19 protein-coding genes are annotated in these 17,743 nt (G+C 42.2%); 15 read left to right on the top strand and 4 right to left on the bottom strand.

All coding sequences use genetic code 11. From position 1 onward, the window contains the following. The first annotated feature begins 98 nt into the window (after window positions 1–98). The gene (locus ASE42_RS01570; protein ID WP_025093777.1) at window positions 99–776 is read left to right on the top strand and encodes a DUF3298 and DUF4163 domain-containing protein; all 678 of its coding nucleotides are present in this window, start codon (window positions 99–101) and stop codon (window positions 774–776) included. Window positions 777–860: 84 nt separating this feature from the next. Here ASE42_RS01570 and ASE42_RS01575 read toward each other — a convergent pair whose 3' ends face one another. Together ASE42_RS01575 and pepT are read right to left on the bottom strand one after the other, a co-directional pair. Further along, the gene (locus tag ASE42_RS01575) at window positions 861–1,040 is read right to left on the bottom strand and encodes a hypothetical protein (protein ID WP_008345664.1); all 180 of its coding nucleotides are present in this window, start codon (window positions 1,038–1,040) and stop codon (window positions 861–863) included. Window positions 1,041–1,329: 289 nt separating this feature from the next. After that, window positions 1,330–2,562, bottom strand: coding sequence for a peptidase T (pepT, locus tag ASE42_RS01580; protein WP_056765374.1), 1,233 nt, complete (start codon window positions 2,560–2,562; stop codon window positions 1,330–1,332). Window positions 2,563–2,788: 226 nt separating this feature from the next. On the opposite strand from pepT, the gene ASE42_RS01585 reads away from it, so the two are divergent. The 5 genes from ASE42_RS01585 to ASE42_RS01605 all read left to right on the top strand — a co-directional run bounded on the left by ASE42_RS01585 (window position 2,789) and on the right by ASE42_RS01605 (window position 6,197). Continuing rightward, entirely contained in the window at window positions 2,789–3,112 is a 324-nt protein-coding gene (locus ASE42_RS01585; RefSeq protein WP_056765375.1) for a WXG100 family type VII secretion target, read from the top strand. 4 nt (window positions 3,113–3,116) lie between these two features. After that, window positions 3,117–4,313, top strand: a complete 1,197-nt coding sequence (locus ASE42_RS01590; protein ID WP_056765376.1) for a DUF6861 domain-containing protein — start codon at window positions 3,117–3,119, stop codon at window positions 4,311–4,313. Window positions 4,314–4,325: 12 nt separating this feature from the next. Continuing rightward, window positions 4,326–5,084, top strand: coding sequence for a hypothetical protein (locus ASE42_RS01595; RefSeq protein ID WP_056765377.1), 759 nt, complete (start codon window positions 4,326–4,328; stop codon window positions 5,082–5,084). Between the two features lie 21 nt (window positions 5,085–5,105). Further along, a complete protein-coding gene (locus ASE42_RS01600; RefSeq protein ID WP_024427529.1) occupies window positions 5,106–5,633 on the top strand; it encodes a YfjD family protein in 528 nt (175 codons plus the stop codon). A 99-nt stretch (window positions 5,634–5,732) separates the two neighbouring features. Further along, window positions 5,733–6,197 carry a helix-turn-helix domain-containing protein gene (locus tag ASE42_RS01605; protein ID WP_024423909.1) on the top strand — a complete coding sequence of 155 codons (465 nt, stop codon included), beginning with the start codon at window positions 5,733–5,735 and terminating at the stop codon, window positions 6,195–6,197. A gap of 54 nt (window positions 6,198–6,251) precedes the next feature. On the opposite strand, the gene ASE42_RS01610 is transcribed toward ASE42_RS01605, so the two are convergent. Further along, window positions 6,252–6,599, bottom strand: a complete 348-nt coding sequence (locus ASE42_RS01610) for a helix-turn-helix domain-containing protein (protein WP_039182556.1) — start codon at window positions 6,597–6,599, stop codon at window positions 6,252–6,254. Window positions 6,600–6,804: 205 nt separating this feature from the next. Between ASE42_RS01610 and ASE42_RS01615 the strand changes: the two genes are divergently transcribed. The 6 genes from ASE42_RS01615 to ASE42_RS01640 all read left to right on the top strand — a co-directional run bounded on the left by ASE42_RS01615 (window position 6,805) and on the right by ASE42_RS01640 (window position 12,530). Then, on the top strand, window positions 6,805–7,794 hold the full coding sequence (locus ASE42_RS01615; RefSeq protein WP_024427527.1) for an asparaginase: 990 nt from the start codon (window positions 6,805–6,807) through the stop codon (window positions 7,792–7,794). A gap of 28 nt (window positions 7,795–7,822) precedes the next feature. After that, on the top strand, window positions 7,823–9,244 hold the full coding sequence (gene aspA, locus ASE42_RS01620) for an aspartate ammonia-lyase (protein WP_034624136.1): 1,422 nt from the start codon (window positions 7,823–7,825) through the stop codon (window positions 9,242–9,244). 144 nt (window positions 9,245–9,388) lie between these two features. Further along, the gene (nhaC, locus tag ASE42_RS01625; RefSeq protein ID WP_024427525.1) at window positions 9,389–10,795 is read left to right on the top strand and encodes a Na+/H+ antiporter NhaC; all 1,407 of its coding nucleotides are present in this window, start codon (window positions 9,389–9,391) and stop codon (window positions 10,793–10,795) included. Window positions 10,796–11,090: 295 nt separating this feature from the next. After that, window positions 11,091–11,516 carry a YwqH-like family protein gene (locus tag ASE42_RS01630; protein ID WP_024423906.1) on the top strand — a complete coding sequence of 142 codons (426 nt, stop codon included), beginning with the start codon at window positions 11,091–11,093 and terminating at the stop codon, window positions 11,514–11,516. Between the two features lie 37 nt (window positions 11,517–11,553). Continuing rightward, window positions 11,554–11,817 carry a YwqI/YxiC family protein gene (locus ASE42_RS01635; protein ID WP_024423905.1) on the top strand — a complete coding sequence of 88 codons (264 nt, stop codon included), beginning with the start codon at window positions 11,554–11,556 and terminating at the stop codon, window positions 11,815–11,817. Window positions 11,818–12,104: 287 nt separating this feature from the next. Next, entirely contained in the window at window positions 12,105–12,530 is a 426-nt protein-coding gene (locus ASE42_RS01640) for a YwqH-like family protein (RefSeq protein ID WP_024423904.1), read from the top strand. 47 nt (window positions 12,531–12,577) lie between these two features. On the opposite strand, the gene ASE42_RS01645 is transcribed toward ASE42_RS01640, so the two are convergent. Then, on the bottom strand, window positions 12,578–12,781 hold the full coding sequence (locus tag ASE42_RS01645; RefSeq protein ID WP_024427523.1) for a hypothetical protein: 204 nt from the start codon (window positions 12,779–12,781) through the stop codon (window positions 12,578–12,580). Window positions 12,782–12,918: 137 nt separating this feature from the next. Here ASE42_RS01645 and ASE42_RS01650 point away from each other — a divergent pair, with 137 nt between their 5' ends. From ASE42_RS01650 to ASE42_RS01660, 3 genes are all read left to right on the top strand, one after another. Then, window positions 12,919–14,877 carry a BglG family transcription antiterminator gene (locus ASE42_RS01650; RefSeq protein WP_056765378.1) on the top strand — a complete coding sequence of 653 codons (1,959 nt, stop codon included), beginning with the start codon at window positions 12,919–12,921 and terminating at the stop codon, window positions 14,875–14,877. 89 nt (window positions 14,878–14,966) lie between these two features. Continuing rightward, window positions 14,967–16,277: a PTS sugar transporter subunit IIC gene (locus ASE42_RS01655; protein WP_024423901.1), complete on the top strand. Its 1,311-nt coding sequence runs from the start codon at window positions 14,967–14,969 to the stop codon at window positions 16,275–16,277. Between the two features lie 31 nt (window positions 16,278–16,308). Beyond that, window positions 16,309–17,742, top strand: a complete 1,434-nt coding sequence (locus ASE42_RS01660; RefSeq protein WP_056765380.1) for a glycoside hydrolase family 1 protein — start codon at window positions 16,309–16,311, stop codon at window positions 17,740–17,742. The last annotated feature ends 1 nt before the right edge of the window (window position 17,743 follow it).

Raw genomic sequence — 17,743 nt, forward strand, 5'->3', positions numbered from 1 at the left:
ATGTGGAAAAATGAAGAATAATATGGAAAAAATACTTCTTTTGGTTCTTTTGTCATGGTATACTCATTTGGTAATAGACAAAAATGGGGGTTTTTACTATGACAATGAAAAAAGGCCTAACGATCAGCCTGCTCATTTTCTCACTGATTGTTTCCTTGTTTGCGCCAGTTGGATCTGCTGATGCCAAACAAGCAAAAAAAGCAAAAGTAAGCACACACTATTATAAGAAGAAAAAAACGTTCAAATATGCACAGGTGAAAAATCTAAGCAAGACGCATATGAAAACCATCAATCGTGATTTAAAAGAAGATATCGCCTTCTCTTATTCTACTTACTTGTACCTAAAGGACGAAGCGAAAAAGGAAGGCTACGGGAAGGTCACGTATGAGAGAACGTATAAAACGAAATTTAACAATGGTAAGAAACTGAGTATCTTAAACTATGATTACATGTATAACGGTGGAGCGCACGGAGACACAATGGTTTCCAGCATGAACTATGTGTTAACAAAGAAAAAAACAAAGCAGTTGTTCTTGACAGACGTTGTGAAAACAAAGAAAAAGCGTACGAAAGTAAGAGATTATATTTATAACTACACAAAGAAACATAAAAGCAAATTCTACGCGAACCTGAAAAAAAGCGACATTGAAATCAACTACAACACGCAGTATTACTTCACGAAAAAGGGAATTGCTGTTGTCTTCCAGCCATATGAAATTTCACCTTATTATGTTGGAATTCCTATGATTCAAGTTCCTGCGAAGGTATATAAATAAAAAGAAAAACGACCAGATTCAGTGGTCGTTTTTTGCTGTTTATTCAACAAAAAGAGCCCCCTCATGAGGCTCTTTTATTTGGATTTATACTTGTTTAGGTGCATCGTTTAGTGGGTGACGGCGTTTTCCGTTGTAGTGGCGGCGCATACGAAAGATTTCAAACTCCGAAAGCTCTGCGCTTTTTCTTTTTTGGGTGCGGTTATCTTTTTTGAAAGAGAATAGTAAGTAGCAGCAAAGTGAAGCGATAATCAATAAAATCATCATATGACATTCCTCCAATTCATCCTATTCTTTAAGTGTAGACAGGGTGAGTGATGTTTATAACTGAAAATAAGCAGTAGAGTCGGTTTAGTTCTTAAGGTCCATTCAATCTGCTATTTTAGGTCTAAAATACTGGTTGTTTTTAACTATTATATTTCCAGTTATTTCACTCGTCAAGAAGAATTTTTTCTGGGGTTGTCTCTATTAGTACGAATAAGTGTCATAAAAGTTTCAGAAAATTGTAAACTTTTATTAAAAAACCGTTCCCGAACAGGAACGGTTGTAAACATGTTTATGCTTTTTCTTCAAATAAACGGGCAATTTCAACGATAACTTCGGTTGCTTTCACCATGTTTTCAACGGAAATAAATTCATATTTACCGTGGAAGTTTTCCCCGCCAGTAAAGATGTTTGGCGTTGGGAGACCTTTATATGAAAGCTGGGAGCCGTCTGTGCCGCCGCGAATTGGTTCAATGACCGGTGTTACTGAGCGATTTTCCATGGCTTCATGAGCAATGTCCACAATATGTTTCACCGGCTCAATTTTTTCTCTCATATTATAATATTGATCCTGAATGCTGAGGGTGATGCTGTTTTCTCCGTACGTGGCTTTTAAGTCATTTGCTATTTTTTCAAACAGTGCCTTGCGATTGTTGAATTTCTCTTTATCAAAATCACGGATAATATATTGCAGCTCGGCCTCTTCTACTTCCCCTACAAATTTCGTCAGGTGGAAAAAGCCTTCGTAGCCTTCTGTATATTCTGGAGATTCGTCAGAAGGCAGTTTGTTGTGAAAGAGCATCCCAATTTTCGCAGCGCTGACCATTTTGTCCTTTGCTGTTCCTGGGTGGACGTTGTTTCCTTTAATGGATACTTTCGCGCCCGCTGCGTTGAAGCTTTCATATTGCAGCTCGCCAAGCGGTCCGCCGTCAATTGTGTACGCATAGGAAGCGCCAAAGGCATCAACATCAAACTTGTGCGGCCCTCTGCCAATCTCTTCATCTGGCGTAAAAGCGACGCGGATTTTCCCATGCTTGATTTCTGGGTGTTCGATGAGGTAATGCATAGCTGTCATAATTTCTGCGATACCAGCTTTGTTATCTGCACCAAGCAGGGTTGTGCCATCTGTTGTAATCAGCGTATGTCCTTGGTACTTTTGTAAATTTGGAAACTGTTGTGGAGATAAAACGATATGTAGATCTTCATTTAAGGTAATGTCGCCGCCTTGATAGTTCTTATGAAGCTGCGGTTTTACATTTTTGCCGGTGAAGTCAGTGGCTGTGTCGATATGAGCCAGGAAGCCAATGGTCGGCACGTCTTTGTCTGTGTTAGATAGGATTGTCCCCATGACATAGCCGTTTTCATCCATAGTCACTTCTTGAATCCCGATGGATTTCATCTCTTCAACAAGCTGTCTCGCCAGGTTCAATTGTCCTTCAGTAGATGGGCAGCTTTCCTTTTCTGCATCTGACTGCGTATCTACCTTCACATAACTTGTGAAACGCTGAATCATTTCCTCTTTCATCTATACGTCACTCCTTTTGTAGAATACGTCCATTTTATCACGTCTTGAATGCGCTTCATAACAAGAAAGGCTTTCTCTGGCAATTAGAGAGGAAAAAGGCCTACTTTCATTAGGTAATGTGCTGAATGGTTCTTTAGGGTGATTTTTTTGGGTGTCTTTTTATTTATAATGAGGACATATAAAATCATCCATTTGTACGTTAAATTGGGAGAAAGGGGTGCGAAAGTTGGATTCTAGTCAAACGCTGGCACTCGCTCAAAAGTTTCAGGAAGCGGCTGATGAGATTCGGCAGTCCAAGCAGCTGCTGGAAAATCGGCTGAAGGCAGTAGGATCAGGCTGGCAGGGAGAAGCAAGGGATAAATTTGATCAAAGCTTTGAAGAAACAAAGGCACGCTACGATCAATTTGAAAAAGATTTGCTTGAAACAAGTCAGGAACTGCGGGATGCAGCGGTCAAAATTGAGGAGCGTAAAGCTGAAATTGCCAGAATGGAAGAGCTTGAGCGAAAGAGACGAGAAGAACGGAGAGAAAGAAACCGAGAAGGGAGATGATGTGATGGCACGTGACATTGTGGTTGATCCAGATCAGCTGACTGGGCTGGCGAATGATTTTGTAGGCGAGCTGTCAGCCATTGAAACGAAGCACCGCGATTTACATAGTGAACTGGACGGGCTGATTTTAGGCTGCGATCCTCGGTATAGAAGCTGTTTTTCTGGTGTCGGGGATGCATGGGGAGCAGGACAGGCATTAATCAGCAAATTGAGCAGTGATGATATTGCCATTCGTCATGCAACCGATAAAATGGTCGAAGCAGATGATATATTGCGGAAATTGTACAGTATCTATGATCAATATGGTACACTCACGAGCTTAGCTGGTATCGTGATGATGCAGGCGAAATATTACGGGCTTGGGATGACGACTTTCATTAAAGAGAATGGCCGATATGCAGCGCAGCATTCAAAGCTGCTGCTTGATCTGACCAGCCGGGTAGAAGGAACGAGATTTGACCGGTTAGCAAGGATTTGGCTGAGTAAAAAAGAATTATTAAAACGATCGAACTGGCCGATGGCTGACTTGGTCCATAAGAAATTCACAAAATTTTATCCTGACGATACAGTTGCGTTCACAAACAGTGTTCGTGATTTTACAAAAGGAAGTATTAATTGGAAGGACACGGCTGCGATTAAGTCTGTTCTGAAAAATGGTGCAAGATTTGCGAAAGGAAATGCCATTATTGTAACAGTTGTCACTGGTGCAACAGAAACGGTTGGCTGTGGATTGAAAATTGCCGAGAACTATGCAGAATTCGGAGATCAGCCCGAAGTTCTTAAGCGTGAAAATGCAAAGGCTGTTGGAAATGCAGTGAACAATACGGTCTTTATCGCTGGCGGTTCTGTCGCAGGTGCCGTTGTCGGCGGTGCTCTTGGCAGCTTTGCAGGTCCGATTGGAACCGTTGTTGGCGGAGCCATTGGTTCAGCTGTAGGTGGATTTATTGGAGAAAAAGTCGCCAAGCTGACTTCCGGTTTTGCTGAACAGATGGCAGTGAAATTAAAGGACCCGATTCATGCAGTCGTGGATAAAGGGAAAAAAGCATTCGAACTGGCGGGTCAAGGTGTGAAAGCAGTGAATGATACCATTGATCAGGCAAATCAAGTGATACATAAAGGGATAGAAAAAACAAAAGAAACCGCAGATTCGCTCATAAAGGGTGCAGGCGATTTCTTTAAGGGTGCATTTTCTTTTGGATAAGGAGAGATCAAGTTGGATCAGCTAAGTCTAAGTATTGAGGAACTCATCTTTAGTTTTTACAGTGAAGGCTATTTTGAACAAGGCATGTCCTTAAAGGAGGCCTATTATCCTGAAGTAGAGGACGAGCGCCTTGGGTTTTTATTTGAAATTGCGTGCCGCTCTTTGCTTGCAAAAGGTGTACTGGAATTTCGAAACAGACAATACCGTTATAAAGCGGAATACCGTCATTTCATCCAGGCGATGAATGATGCCTCTCACACGATCAAGGCATCTAAATTTGGAGACACAGATGAAGAAGTCAGCACCTCTTTTCACACAACACAGGCGGGTGTATATGCGCATCATACGCTTTATGATCAACAAGTGCATCAGATTCGCAAACTGGACGGCGATCAGCAGGCAGAGGAGCAAGTGACAGCCTTTTTCAATATACAGATGAATGATCACCCTGAACCTGTCATCAGCCTCCAGGCAGAGGAATTTGAAATGCTGTTAGAGCAAGCAAGCGAAGCGAAAAATGAGTGGCCATCCTTCCTGAATAAAGCGGAGAATCAAGAGCTCGTGAAGGCATTTGTTTCTGATGTACAGACGAGAAAAGGAAAGATGGACTCCCTCATGAAGGTCGTCTATGACAAAAATAATACGCCTGATGTGGAGTCGATGATATTTGTAATTCCAGGTGAGAACCAATCGTGGCTTGTATCAGGAATAAAAGAAAATGAATTTCGCATTGAGACGGCTCATCTAGACGGGTTACGTTCTATATTCTAATGGAGAAAAGGAGAATGACGCTTGAATCCAAGTGAAGTAATAGAAGTAAGGAGCAGACCTTTTTTAAGAGTATGGGCATTCTTAGCAACGGGCGGCTTCGGTATCATCGGTATTTGGTTATTTTCAGAAGCCCTTACATTTGAATCAAACTATACATTGTTTTTATTTTTAGGCGGACTATTAGGTATTGTCTATGGCTGGATCTCCTTTTTGATGATTTTGCCTGCTTTTACGAAGAGGGGAAATGTGATTTTTCGCATTCAGCGCGGAGAGAATGGCGCTGTGCTGCACCGGGAGCGAACGATCTCTTTTCAAGATATTCAATCAATTGACATGCGCAGGCATCGTTACAGTATAAGAGGATTTCTTTTCATGGATGTGCTCATTCGGAAAGTAGATGGGAAATTGATCAAAATTCCGGCGTACAGCATTTTAGATGAAGAAGTATTTGAACAGACCGTCAAACAGGAGATCTATCCATATTTACATCAGACAGCCCAAGAAAATTGGAGACAGCAGCATGGCCAAGGAGAAGAGAAGACCGACTAAGCTGTTTTTGTCAGAATTCTATAGGATGAGGCGCCACTTTTTCGAAGAAATCGTGTATGATGTCAGTAAAGACTGAACACTCGAAAGAGGCGATGAGAGATGGATAAAGAGATGGTAATCGACCTCGTCACAGAACAAATGGCACGGATTCGAAAAGAAAAGGATTATACGCAGGATCGTATGGCGGAGGTACTTGGTCTATCGAAACGGCATCTACAGCAGGTTGAAAAAAACAGGCTGCGTCTCAACTGGACGCAATCCGCGGCCGTATGTGCATTATTCAGAGATAGTGACATTCTGAAAGGGACACTAGGGGATGACCCGCTTGAGATTTTGGAAGTTGTGGCACATGATGAATTACATCTATCAGTTGAGCGTACGATTGGCGGAAAGGTTTGGTGGAGGACGTCTGTCAAAAAAGGCACGTTTCGACTTCAGCAAAATGTGCTTAGTCAGCATTACCGCATCTTAGATGAGGAGAATTATCGCTATTATAGTTCGTTTAATAAAGAAGAAGCGAAGCGGCGGCTAGAGGAATTAAGCCAGCTGTCTTCTCCGTATTGAGATTGGAAAAGGAAAGAGAGGCACCTGTTTATAAGGTGCCTCTCTTTTCTGTGTTTATACTTTTAGAGTGTTTTTCGCCCGAATAAAGGCAACAAGCTGTTTGATTTCTTCATCATTTAGGGGAACGCCGTCTACATGAATGGTTCCTTCTTTTGCTTCCGTCAGTTCAATTTTGATATCAGAGATTTTGCGTTGTATCTCTGGCTCGTCCGTTCTACCAAGTAAAAAATCAATGGACGTATCATACAAATCAGCCAGCAGCTTCACTGCTTCAAGCGAAGGTCGTCGGTACCCAGATTCGTAACCGGCATAGGTGCTTTTGGCGATACCTAGGCGATCTGCCGTATGCTGGAGAGACCATTTTTTCTTTTTTCTAAGGGTGGTTAAACGATCGAGTATCATACATGAACGCTCCTTTATTTACAACAACAGTATATCATATTTTGACATAGAATGTACGCGTTATGCGTAACAATTTCTTGATTAATTCGCGTTATGTGACTATAATGGCAATGAAGGTACGCGTAAAGCGTATATTATAGAATAGCACAAGCTAGCTTATAATATGTGTGACAAACGAAGTAATTTTACGAAAGAGGTGGACCTGTTGAAGAAATTATTGCTTTTAACGACTGGTGGGACGATTGCATCTGTAGAGAGTGAAAATGGTTTAGCTCCAGGTGTTAAAGCTGAGGATCTTTTGAGCTATTTAAACGAAATTAATGCAGAATATACAATGGACACAAAGTCCCTAATGAGTATAGATAGTACAAATATGCAGCCTGAATACTGGGTTGATATCGCAACAGCCATTTATGAAAATTATGATCAGTATGACGGGTTTGTCGTTACTCATGGAACCGATACAATGGCCTATACATCAGCAGCGCTGTCTTATATGCTGCAAAACCCTGATAAGCCGATCGTGATTACAGGTTCACAAATTCCGATTACTTTTAAGAAAACAGATGCGAAGAAAAACATCACAGATGCCATTCGCTTTGCATGTGACGGTGTTGGCGGCGTGTATGTCGTGTTTGATGGCAGGGTCATCCAAGGAACACGTGCGATCAAACTAAGAACGAAAAGCTACGATGCATTTGAAAGCATTAACTACCCATATATTGCATCAATTGAAAACCATCAAATTGAATACAATAGCAAAGTAAAAAGAACACCAATGAAACCGCTTAAATTAGATGCATCCTTGAACACAGATGTGTGTCTGTTAAAATTGCACCCAGGCCTGAAGCCTGAGTTTTTAGATGCAGTCAAAAGCATGTACAAAGGCGTCGTCATTGAAAGCTACGGCAGCGGCGGAATTCCTTTCGAAGGAAGAAACCTTTTAGAAAAGATCAACGAATTGCTGGAAGAAGGCATTTCTGTTGTCATCACCACTCAGTGTCTTGAAGAAGGAGAAGACATGAGTGTGTATGAGGTAGGACGCAAGATCAATCAAGAATTGGTGGCACGTTCAAGAAACATGAATACAGAAGCTATCGTGCCGAAACTGATGTGGGCACTAGGCAAAACAACAGATCCAAGAGAAGTCAAAAAGATTATGGAAACGCCAATCGCAGAAGATTTAGTGATTTAACTATTCTATAGAAAGCAGGTCATAAGAGATGGTTCAAGCAACTTATCGCTATGAGAAGGATTTTCTTGGTGAAAAAGAAATTCCAGCAGACGTGTATTATGGGGTTCAAACCCTTCGTGCAAAAGAGAATTTCCCGATTACAGGATATCGGATGCACGAGGAACTAATCAGAGCCTTTGCCATCGTGAAAAAAGCAGCAGCTCAAGCCAATATGGAAGTTGGACGTTTATATGAGGGAATTGGAAATGCCATCGTTCAAGCGTCTGATGAAGTCATTGAAGGCAAGCTGCACGAGTACTTTATTGTCGATCCAATTCAAGGCGGCGCAGGAACGTCCATGAATATGAATGCCAATGAAGTGATTGGAAACAGAGCACTAGAAATCATGGGACATCAAAAGGGTGAATACATCCATTTAAGCCCAAACACACATGTGAACATGTCGCAATCAACGAATGACTCATTCCCAACGGCGATCCACATTGCTGTGCTCAAGCAGTTAGACATTCTGCTTGAAACGATGCAAGTCATGCAGGACGTCTTTCAAAAGAAAGCGAAAGAATTCGATCATGTGATCAAAATGGGACGTACGCACCTTCAAGATGCTGTTCCAATCCGTTTGGGACAGGAATTTGAAGCTTACAGCCGTGTGCTGAGCCGTGATATTAAGCGGATCAACCAATCAAAACAGCATTTATATGAAGTCAATATGGGTGCAACAGCTGTTGGGACAGGCTTAAACGCAGATCCTCGTTATATTGAGATCGTGGTGAAGAAGCTCGCTGATATATCTGGTCTTCCTCTTGTAGGCGCAGAGCATCTCGTGGATGCAACGCAAAATACAGATGCTTACACAGAAGTATCCGCCGCTTTAAAAGTATGTATGATGAACATGTCTAAGATTGCCAATGACCTCCGCTTAATGGCATCTGGTCCGCGCGCAGGTCTTGCTGAAATCGCATTGCCGGCCCGCCAGCCTGGATCATCCATCATGCCTGGGAAAGTCAATCCAGTCATGGCAGAGCTCATTAACCAAATCGCATTCCAAGTCATTGGGAACGACCACACGATCTGTCTTGCTTCTGAAGCAGGCCAACTTGAGTTAAATGTGATGGAACCTGTTCTGGTCTTTAACTTGCTTCAATCTATTAGTATAATGAATAACGGATTCCGCTCATTCACAGATCATTGCTTAGCGGACATTGAAGCAAATGAAATACGTTTAAAAGAATATGTAGAAAAAAGTGCAGGCGTGATCACTGCCGTGAACCCTCACTTAGGCTATGAAGCAGCCGCTAGAATTGCAAGAGAAGCCATTTTAACAGGACAATCGATCAGAGATCTTTGCTTGCAGTACGATGTTTTAACGGAAGAAGAACTTGATATTATCTTAAATCCATACGAGATGACAAAGCCTGGTATTGCGGGTGCAGAGCTCCTAGAGCGATAATAATATCAAAAATTTTATTTTATTAATATGTGGAATTGCCTGTGAAAAAGAGAAAAACAGGCAATTCACTTTCTTTCGAATTGACACACTTTTTTCACAATATTTTGAAAACGCTTAACGCACGCACAAAGGGAGGAAACAACATTGAAATCGGTTCGCTTGCCATCTATGGTGGAGATCATCGCCGTACTAGGTTTATTTTTGGCGATTGTCTTATCATTTACTATTTATTTCGACTTGGATATTCAACTGGCTTTATTTATTTCTTGGTTTCTAGCAATTGGGCTTGGTCTTCATTTAGGACACTCTTACAAGGATTTACAGGGTGCTATTACAAAAGGGATATCAAATGGATTAGATGCTGTTTTGATTTTACTTGCTGTAGGTGCTTTAATTGGAACTTGGATCGCTGGCGGAGTCGTGCCGACACTGATCTATTATGGTCTTGAATTTATTCATCCAAATATCTTCTTACTGGCAACACTCATTATTTGTGCCATTATGTCTGTCGCAACAGGGACATCTTGGGGAACAGTTGGTACAGCTGGGATTGCCATGATTGCCATTGGTGAAGGTTTAGGGATTCCTCTCCCAATCGTTGCAGGTGCCGTCTTGTCAGGTGCTTATTTTGGAGACAAGCTTTCTCCACTGTCAGACAGTACAGTTCTCGCCTCGTCCTTATCAAAGGTTGAAGTTCTGGCGCATGTAAGAGCGATGATGGTCTTATCCATACCTGCTTTTGTTATTACAGCTATTATGTTTACGGTCACTGGTTTTATCTATGGAGGTCGTAATATTGATCAAGAAAAGGTTGAATACTTAAAGAATGCATTGCTCGATACATTCAATATTAATGTATGGATGCTCATTCCAGCTCTAATTGTTGTGGTTTTACTTGTCATGAAAAAGCCTGCTCTGCCGGTTATTGCAATCGGTGCTTTGTTTGGGGCGATCTGGGCCTTTGCTTTTCAAGGTGCGAATCCTAGTGATGCAATTGGTGCAGCATACAATGGATTTTCAATTCAATCAGATGTAGACTTTCTAAACCAACTTCTCAATCGTGGTGGAATGGTCAACATGCTTGGCTCTTTGGTAGTGATTATTCTTGGGCTTGGTTTTGGGGGAGTATTGGAACATCTGGGTGTATTGAAAGTCATTGTCTCAACCTTTGAGAAAAAACTGCACAATGCGGGAAATGTTACTCTTTCCACTATTCTTGTTGCATTCTTTGCTAACATTTTTGGTTGTGCAATGTATGTATCAATTATCCTTACACCAAAAATTATGGAAAAGAGCTACGATAAATTAAAGTTAGACAGACGAGTTTTATCCAGAAACTCTGAGGTCGGTGGTACGCTTACGTCTGGTATGGTTCCATGGTCAGATAACGGTATTTACATGGCAGGAATTCTCGGCGTATCGACATTCTCTTATTTACCATTTATGTGGTTGAGTTTTGTCGCCATTGGTCTTGCAATCATTTACGGATATACAGGTAAATTCATTTGGTACGTGAAAGATCAACAAGAAAGAGAAGAATCGGCCTCATAAGCCGTTTGCAAAAGCCGCTCCTGAACGGGGCGGCTTTGTTTGTCCTAGGACCGTGAGACTATATGTGACATATAGCAAACGAACAGGAGTTTAGACCTCCTATAAATGAGGTCGAAAGGGGTGGTGTGAAGCAGAATGAAAGCATATTTATCCCATAAAAAGGGTACAAATCCCTATTCAAACATGAGTCTTTGAACCTTATAATAACAATATTGGAAAAAGTGCTATTCACCTTACGCTCGTTTAGAGGGACTCTAAGCAGCGTTTTTATTTTTTGACAGGAGGAGGAACCCATATGAGCTTATCGGATATGCTGTCTGCCCTTAACGGTGGCATTTCAAATAAAAAAGCAGAAATTGAAGAGAAAATCGCTCGACTCAAAAAGGCGAAAAGCAAGGTTGAACGTGAACAAGATGCGGCAGAAACAGATTTAAAGCAAATCAAGCAGCCAAAGCTTGGGACCTCTTGGAAAGGTGAGCGAAGCCAGGATTTCAAAACAGACCGAAATGAAGCACATGATGCGCTGCAAACGATCGTGAACGATCAATACCCACGCTACGTGAGCCGTATCGAATTCAAAATCAGTACATTAGAAGCAGAACAAGCTGCGTTATCCTTTGCCAGTTCCTTAGCTGGAGACGCCGCACGTCTTGCTGAAAAAGGAGAAGACGCAGTAGAGGACGCAAAACGCTTGATCTCAAAAGCATGGAGCAGCTTGTAAACGAGTTTCATGCTGAACAAATCTGGAGGATATCACAATGGGACAAATTAAGTTAAACTACCAAACAGTTATGGATAAACTAGATGAAGTCTCCCAAGCCGTCGAAGCTTTAGCGATGAAAAAAGCAGCAGATAAAGCAGGTGAAAACAGCCTTGAATTTGTAACCAAGTGGACGGCACGTGAAGCAGAAGTGAGCGAAATGGTCTCAAGCTTTAAAGAAGCCTTAATTAAAAATGTTCAGGATACACGCTCTAACGTGAAAACATTAAAAGAACAAGACGAAGCGATTGCTGCAAAATAATCAGCACAATCGCTTTTATTTATGGGTACCATTGACATAATATGATTCTAGTCTTAAAGACTCATATAAAATAAGGGGTGTAAGACCTTGTATTATTCCGTTTTTCTTCCAAACGCGTCGCTAAAAGGACACCTTTTCCCTATTTAAGCCTGAGGCTTTTCGCCTTATACTATACTTAATGAAAGCAGAACGATAGAAATGTCAGGATTGGAAAAATCAAGTGAGTCGATGGTTTCCAAAGGCGCTCACGCCGTGCTTTCGTATGAGGTCAGATAGAGGTGGATGACATGAGTTTATCCGAGATGCTGCACCATCTGCATATGGGAATTGAGAACAAACGTGCAGAATTTGACGAAATGATCTCTCGGTTAAAGACAGCCAAAAGTAATATTCGAACAGAACAAGATCTTGCCCAGTCAGATATCAAAGAAATTAAGAAGCCTGCACTAGATTCGTCATGGAAAGGCGAGAGAGGAACCGACTTTCATCGCCACCGGAAAGATGCTTACAGCGTGATGCACGACGTCGTCAACAATGAATATGAAAAATATATAACAGAGATTGATCAAAAAATCTTACACTTTGAATTGAAAAAAATGGAGCTGGCTGTTGCCAGTAACTTTGCAGGAAGAGCTCAGGACGTGATGGAAAAGGGCGAGGATTTTGCAAAGGATGTTAAACATTTGATTGAACGGGGCTGGAAAGCTCTTTAAAACCATAAACGAAACAGCCGTCTCTTAAAAGGCGGCTGTTTTTTTGTTTAGTCACATCCACCACCGCCGCTGTCACCTGAATCACTCCCACAGGAGGCTTCAGAAGCGTGATGGGTATACGAATCAGTATAAGTGCTCGTCGTTGAGCTATGATGTGCAGAACGCTTAGCAGATGCACGTTTATCATTTGATGCGAACAAGCTGGCAATGATGGCTCCTAAAAAAGCTAATATGATAATGACAACAAACATAAAAGCATCCCTCCTCTAGTTTCATATTCATACGAATGAGCCATATCTAGGTTCCCGATTTGAAAGAAATACTGGGCAAAGAGTTCTATTTTCGTTTATGATGATAGGCAAAAGTAAATGCCAAGGGAGGAGAGCCCATGCTATCTCTACGTCAGGAGGAGCTTCTGAAACGATTGATGCAAGCGGAGCAGGAACTGACAAGTGAAGAAATTGCACGTGTGATCGGAGTCACATCACGAACCATCCGCACAGATATGAAAGCGCTTAAAGTGATCTTAGAAGAACATGGTGCCGCACTGCATATTAAACGCGGGGCAGGGTATACATTGAGCGTTGAAGATTATGGAGCATTTCGTACATTTTTGAAAACCTCACTGAGAGAAAGGAATGAGAAAAAGGAACCGTCCATTCCCAATCAGCCTGAGGACCGTGTGGCTTATCTATTAAAAAGGCTGCTTCTGTCAGAAGACTATATCAAATTAGAGGGATTGGCAGAGGAATTATTTGTGAGTGAATCTACAGTGAAAAATGATTTGAAAGCTGTCAGGCACTTGTTTTCATTGCATGGACTTTCTATATCGCACCGGCCTAAATATGGCCTTCGTCTGACAGGCGATGAAATGAAATTAAGATATTGTATGGCAGAGCATGTGTTTCAGCAGGAGCATGCGAATGCTGCACTGTTACCTGAAGAAACGTATCAATTGATTCAGGACATCGTGCGTTCACGTACAAAAGCTACCGGACTTCATCTATCAGAAATCGGTTTAAGTAATTTAGTGACCCACATTGCCATCGCATGCAAACGAATTGAAGAAAAAAAGCTGGTCAAGATGCCAGAAGCGGAATTGAGAGAAATTCAAGTGCAGCCAGTTTTTCAGGTAGCTCAACAAATGGCAGAAGATATTCGCCGCGTATTAGCGATTGATTTTCCGTTATCTGAAATGGCGTACATTGCGATTCACTTAATGGGAGCAAAGATGATGGCATATGGAGAGGCTGGCCATACGCTATTTCATCTGCTGGACGAAGACCATTTTCGTTTCACTCACCAATTGCTTGCTTATGTAGAGGAGCACATGTCACTTGATATTCAGTTTGATAAGGAGCTGATCGTTGGTTTAAGTCTTCATTTGCGTTCTGCCATTCATCGTTTTAGATACGATATGAACATCCGAAATCCTTATTTACCAGACATTAAAAGGCATTATCCCATTGCGTTTGAGGCGGGTGTTTATATGGGCAGATGGCTGAAGGAAAAAGAGGGTGTTGAGATTCCTGAGGATGAAATCGGATATTTGGCACTTCATATTGGGGCTGCAATCGAGCGGACAAAATCACAGCATGTAAGAAAGACATGTCTTATTGTGTGTGCGACGGGTGTCGCCAGCAGCCAGCTTCTTCTTCATAAACTCACGGCAGCTTTTAACGGAAGGCTGGAGATCGCTGGAACTGCAAGTGTCGGGGAACTTCCTTTGTATGATTTAAGAAGCATTGATTTTATTATTAGTACCATTCCGCTTCAGAATACATTGCCGGTGCCAGTCATTGATGTACATACGATTCTAAGTGACGATGATATTGTGCGGCTGAAACGATTTGTGCAGAATTCACAGGATACAGGAGTTTTGCGGTATGTGAGTCCGGCGCTGACATTTTTTCAGCAAGATCTCCAATCAAGGGAAGAGGTTCTTCAATTTTTTGTGAACGTGCTAAAGGAGCAGCATCGAATCCCAGACGAGTTTGAACAATTATTGTTAGAAAGAGAGCAAGTATCACCCACATCTTTCGGTCATTTGGTTGCGATTCCTCATCCAATTAAACCGGCAACAGATGACACGTTTTGTGCGATCTGTACGTTGAAAAAGCCGGTACTGTGGGGAGAAGATCGAGTACAAGTCGTATGCTTGTTAAGCATCCAGAAGACGTATCAAAAAGAATTACAGTCGCTTTATCAATTTCTTGTGCGGCTGACAGAACGGAAGGAAGTGGTGGAACAACTCATCAAAGCTGCTTCATTTGAAGAACTGGCAGCTGCGCTTCAAGTATTGGAGCATTCAAATGAAAAAACGCGGCACCCATTTCCGCATCTGTGAGGAAAAAGATTAGATGTTAATGAAAGCGCTTTTAAAATAACATCAAAAAGGAGGATGATCACGAGTTTTTGCAAAGGGGGAGACGGATCATGAGCTTCAAGGAGAAAGCGGCAGATGTCATGGGGCATGTGGCTTATCGCATCACCAACCAGAAATATATTATGGCGATTAAACAGGCATTTGTCACACTGATGCCGATCATCATTACAGGAGCTTTTGCTGTACTGGTGGCGAATATGATTATGAGCCCGGAGACAGGGCTTGCTCATTTTGAGATATTCAGGTTTTTAGCAGAGCTTCAGCCTATTATGAAGGCAATCAATTATGCCACGCTGAACTTTTTAACCATTGGGGCTGTGTTCCTCATTGGGATTGAGCTTGGGAAAATCAACGGTCACAAGTCTCTGTTCCCAGGATTGATGGCATTGATTTCATTTATATCTGTTATTCCAACGACACTTCTTCTTGAAGTCGATGGATCGATGCGTGAGGTTGTTGACGTGTTGGCAAGACAATTTTCTGATCCAAAAAGCTTATTTTTAGGGATGATCATTGCGATCGTATCTGTGGAGATTTTCTGTAAGCTGACCGAGGTGAAATGGCTGCAAATCAAGATGCCGGATTCGGTTCCGTCGAATGTGGCAACATCTTTTTCGTCACTTTTCCCATCCATCATTACAATTACAATCATTAGTTCATTCGGCTTTGCATTTCATCGTGTGACAGGCATTTATTTGCATGAAGCAGTGTATAACGTGGTGCAGCGTCCTTTAGAAAGTGTTGTACAGGGGCTGCCTGGGATTTTAACGTTGATGTTTGTGGCGCAATTTTTCTGGGTGATCGGCATCCATGGCAACCAGATGATTAAGCCGATCCGGGAGCCGCTCTTATTAGGATCGATTGCAGTGAATATGACAGCATTTCAAGAGGGAAAAGAGATACCGAATATCATCACGATGCCGTTTTGGGATGTGTATATGAGCATCGGTGGTTCAGGTGTGACCATTGGTCTTTTGGTTGCGATTTTTATTGCTGGGAGAAGGGAAGAGATGCGAAGTATTGCCAAGCTCTCATCAGGACCCGGACTGTTCAACATCAATGAACCCGTTATTTTTGGATTACCTGTGATGCTAAACCCTGTGATGGCGATTCCATTTATCGTCACACCGCTTGTGACAGGTACGATTGGTTATATTGCGACGGCTACAGGATTCGCTGGAAAAGCGGTCGTGATGGTGCCGTGGACGACACCGCCGCTTGTGAATGCATGGCTGTCCACCGCTGGCAGTATGGGCGCTGTCATCACACAGCTTATCTGTATTGTGGTTGCTGTTTTCATCTATTTACCGTTTGTTCTCTTGTCTAACCGCAAGCCAGAAGCAGCACCAGATTCAGAATAAACATTCAGACGAAGAAAAGGGAGGCGGCGACATGAACAGAATTGAGATTCCAAGTGATTTTATCCTAGGTGCTGCGGCTTCTGCTTGGCAGACCGAGGGATGGAAGGGAAAGCGGGCGCATCAGGACTCGTACATCGACTTATGGTATAAGGAAGGATATCACGTGTGGCACGAAGGCTATGGTCCTGCTGGTGCGACAAACTTTTACGAGCGCTACCCTGAAGATGTAGCCTTAATGAAAGAGATTGGGCTGACACATTACAGGACATCGATCAATTGGTCGAGGTTTCTCATAGATTACGAGAATGGGATAGTGGATGAGGCCTATGCTCGTTACATTGATGATCTGATCAATGAATTAATCGCAGCAGGTGTAGAACCAATGTTTTGCTTAGAGCACTATGAGCTTCCTGCCGTTTTGTTTGAGAAGTACGGCGGATGGTCATCAAAGCATGTTGTCGAGCTGTTTGTACTTTATGCAGAAAAGGTGTTTGAGCGCTACGGAGACCGGGTCAAGCATTGGTTTAGTTTTAATGAACCGATTGTTGTCCAGACACGTGTTTATCTAGATGCCATCCGATATCCGTTTGAGCAAAATACGAAGAAATGGATGCAGTGGAACTATCATAAAGCACTAGCGACAGCAAAAGTAGTGAAGCTGTTTCAGGAGATGGGTTTGAAGGAATCGGCAGGAGCCAAAATCGGCGTGATTCTCAATCCAGAAGTGACGTATGCAAGATCGTCTGCCCCGCATGACCAAGAAGCGGCACGTATGTATGACTTGTTTTTTAATCGAATGTTCTTAGATCCTTCCATCAAAGGGGAGTATCCAGAGGAACTGATCGATGTGTTGAAAAAGCATGATATTCTTTTCGATTCTACAGAGGAAGAGCTTCAGATCATCAAGAATCATACGGTGGATGTCGTTGGGCTTAACTTGTACTATCCGCATCGTGTCAAGGCACCGAGTAAGGCTTGGAACGAAGGAACACCTTTTCATCCATCCTATTATTACGATATGTTTGAGCTTCCAGGGAGAAAAATGAATCCTTTCAGAGGCTGGGAAATCTACCCGAAGATTGTCTATGATATGGGGATGAGAATAAAAGAAGAATACGGAAATATTGAGTGGTTTGTGGCCGAAAATGGCATGGGTGTCGAAAAGGAAGAACGGTTTAAAACAGAAGACGGTATCATTGATGATCAGTATCGCATTTCATTTATCAGCCAGCATTTGAAGCGGGCACTTCAAGCGAAAGCAGAAGGATCAAATTGCACAGGCTATATGCTTTGGGCATTTACAGACAATGTCTCACCGATGAATGCCTTTAAAAACCGCTACGGATTAGTCGAAATCCAGCTGGAGAATGAACGAAATCGTCAGCTGAAAGCATCTGCGTATTGGTATCAGACATTAATCAAAACTAGGGAACTGACAGTTGAAACAGAAGTCATTTATCAATAGG

Source organism: Bacillus sp. Root920, from assembly GCF_001429445.1.
GTDB lineage: Bacteria > Bacillota > Bacilli > Bacillales > Bacillaceae > Bacillus > Bacillus safensis.

Coding starts and splice junctions, on each gene's coding strand:
- ASE42_RS01655 (WP_024423901.1), top strand. CDS start 14,967: ATGAGCTTCAAGGAGAAAGCGGCAGATGTCATGGGGCATGTGGCTTAT.
- ASE42_RS01605 (WP_024423909.1), top strand. CDS start 5,733: ATGGATAAAGAGATGGTAATCGACCTCGTCACAGAACAAATGGCACGG.
- ASE42_RS01570 (WP_025093777.1), top strand. CDS start 99: ATGACAATGAAAAAAGGCCTAACGATCAGCCTGCTCATTTTCTCACTG.
- ASE42_RS01610 (WP_039182556.1), bottom strand. CDS start 6,599: ATGATACTCGATCGTTTAACCACCCTTAGAAAAAAGAAAAAATGGTCT.
- ASE42_RS01630 (WP_024423906.1), top strand. CDS start 11,091: ATGAGCTTATCGGATATGCTGTCTGCCCTTAACGGTGGCATTTCAAAT.
- aspA (WP_034624136.1), top strand. CDS start 7,823: ATGGTTCAAGCAACTTATCGCTATGAGAAGGATTTTCTTGGTGAAAAA.
- ASE42_RS01635 (WP_024423905.1), top strand. CDS start 11,554: ATGGGACAAATTAAGTTAAACTACCAAACAGTTATGGATAAACTAGAT.
- ASE42_RS01575 (WP_008345664.1), bottom strand. CDS start 1,040: ATGATGATTTTATTGATTATCGCTTCACTTTGCTGCTACTTACTATTC.
- ASE42_RS01590 (WP_056765376.1), top strand. CDS start 3,117: ATGGCACGTGACATTGTGGTTGATCCAGATCAGCTGACTGGGCTGGCG.
- ASE42_RS01650 (WP_056765378.1), top strand. CDS start 12,919: ATGCTATCTCTACGTCAGGAGGAGCTTCTGAAACGATTGATGCAAGCG.
- ASE42_RS01645 (WP_024427523.1), bottom strand. CDS start 12,781: ATGTTTGTTGTCATTATCATATTAGCTTTTTTAGGAGCCATCATTGCC.
- ASE42_RS01660 (WP_056765380.1), top strand. CDS start 16,309: ATGAACAGAATTGAGATTCCAAGTGATTTTATCCTAGGTGCTGCGGCT.
- pepT (WP_056765374.1), bottom strand. CDS start 2,562: ATGAAAGAGGAAATGATTCAGCGTTTCACAAGTTATGTGAAGGTAGAT.
- ASE42_RS01640 (WP_024423904.1), top strand. CDS start 12,105: ATGAGTTTATCCGAGATGCTGCACCATCTGCATATGGGAATTGAGAAC.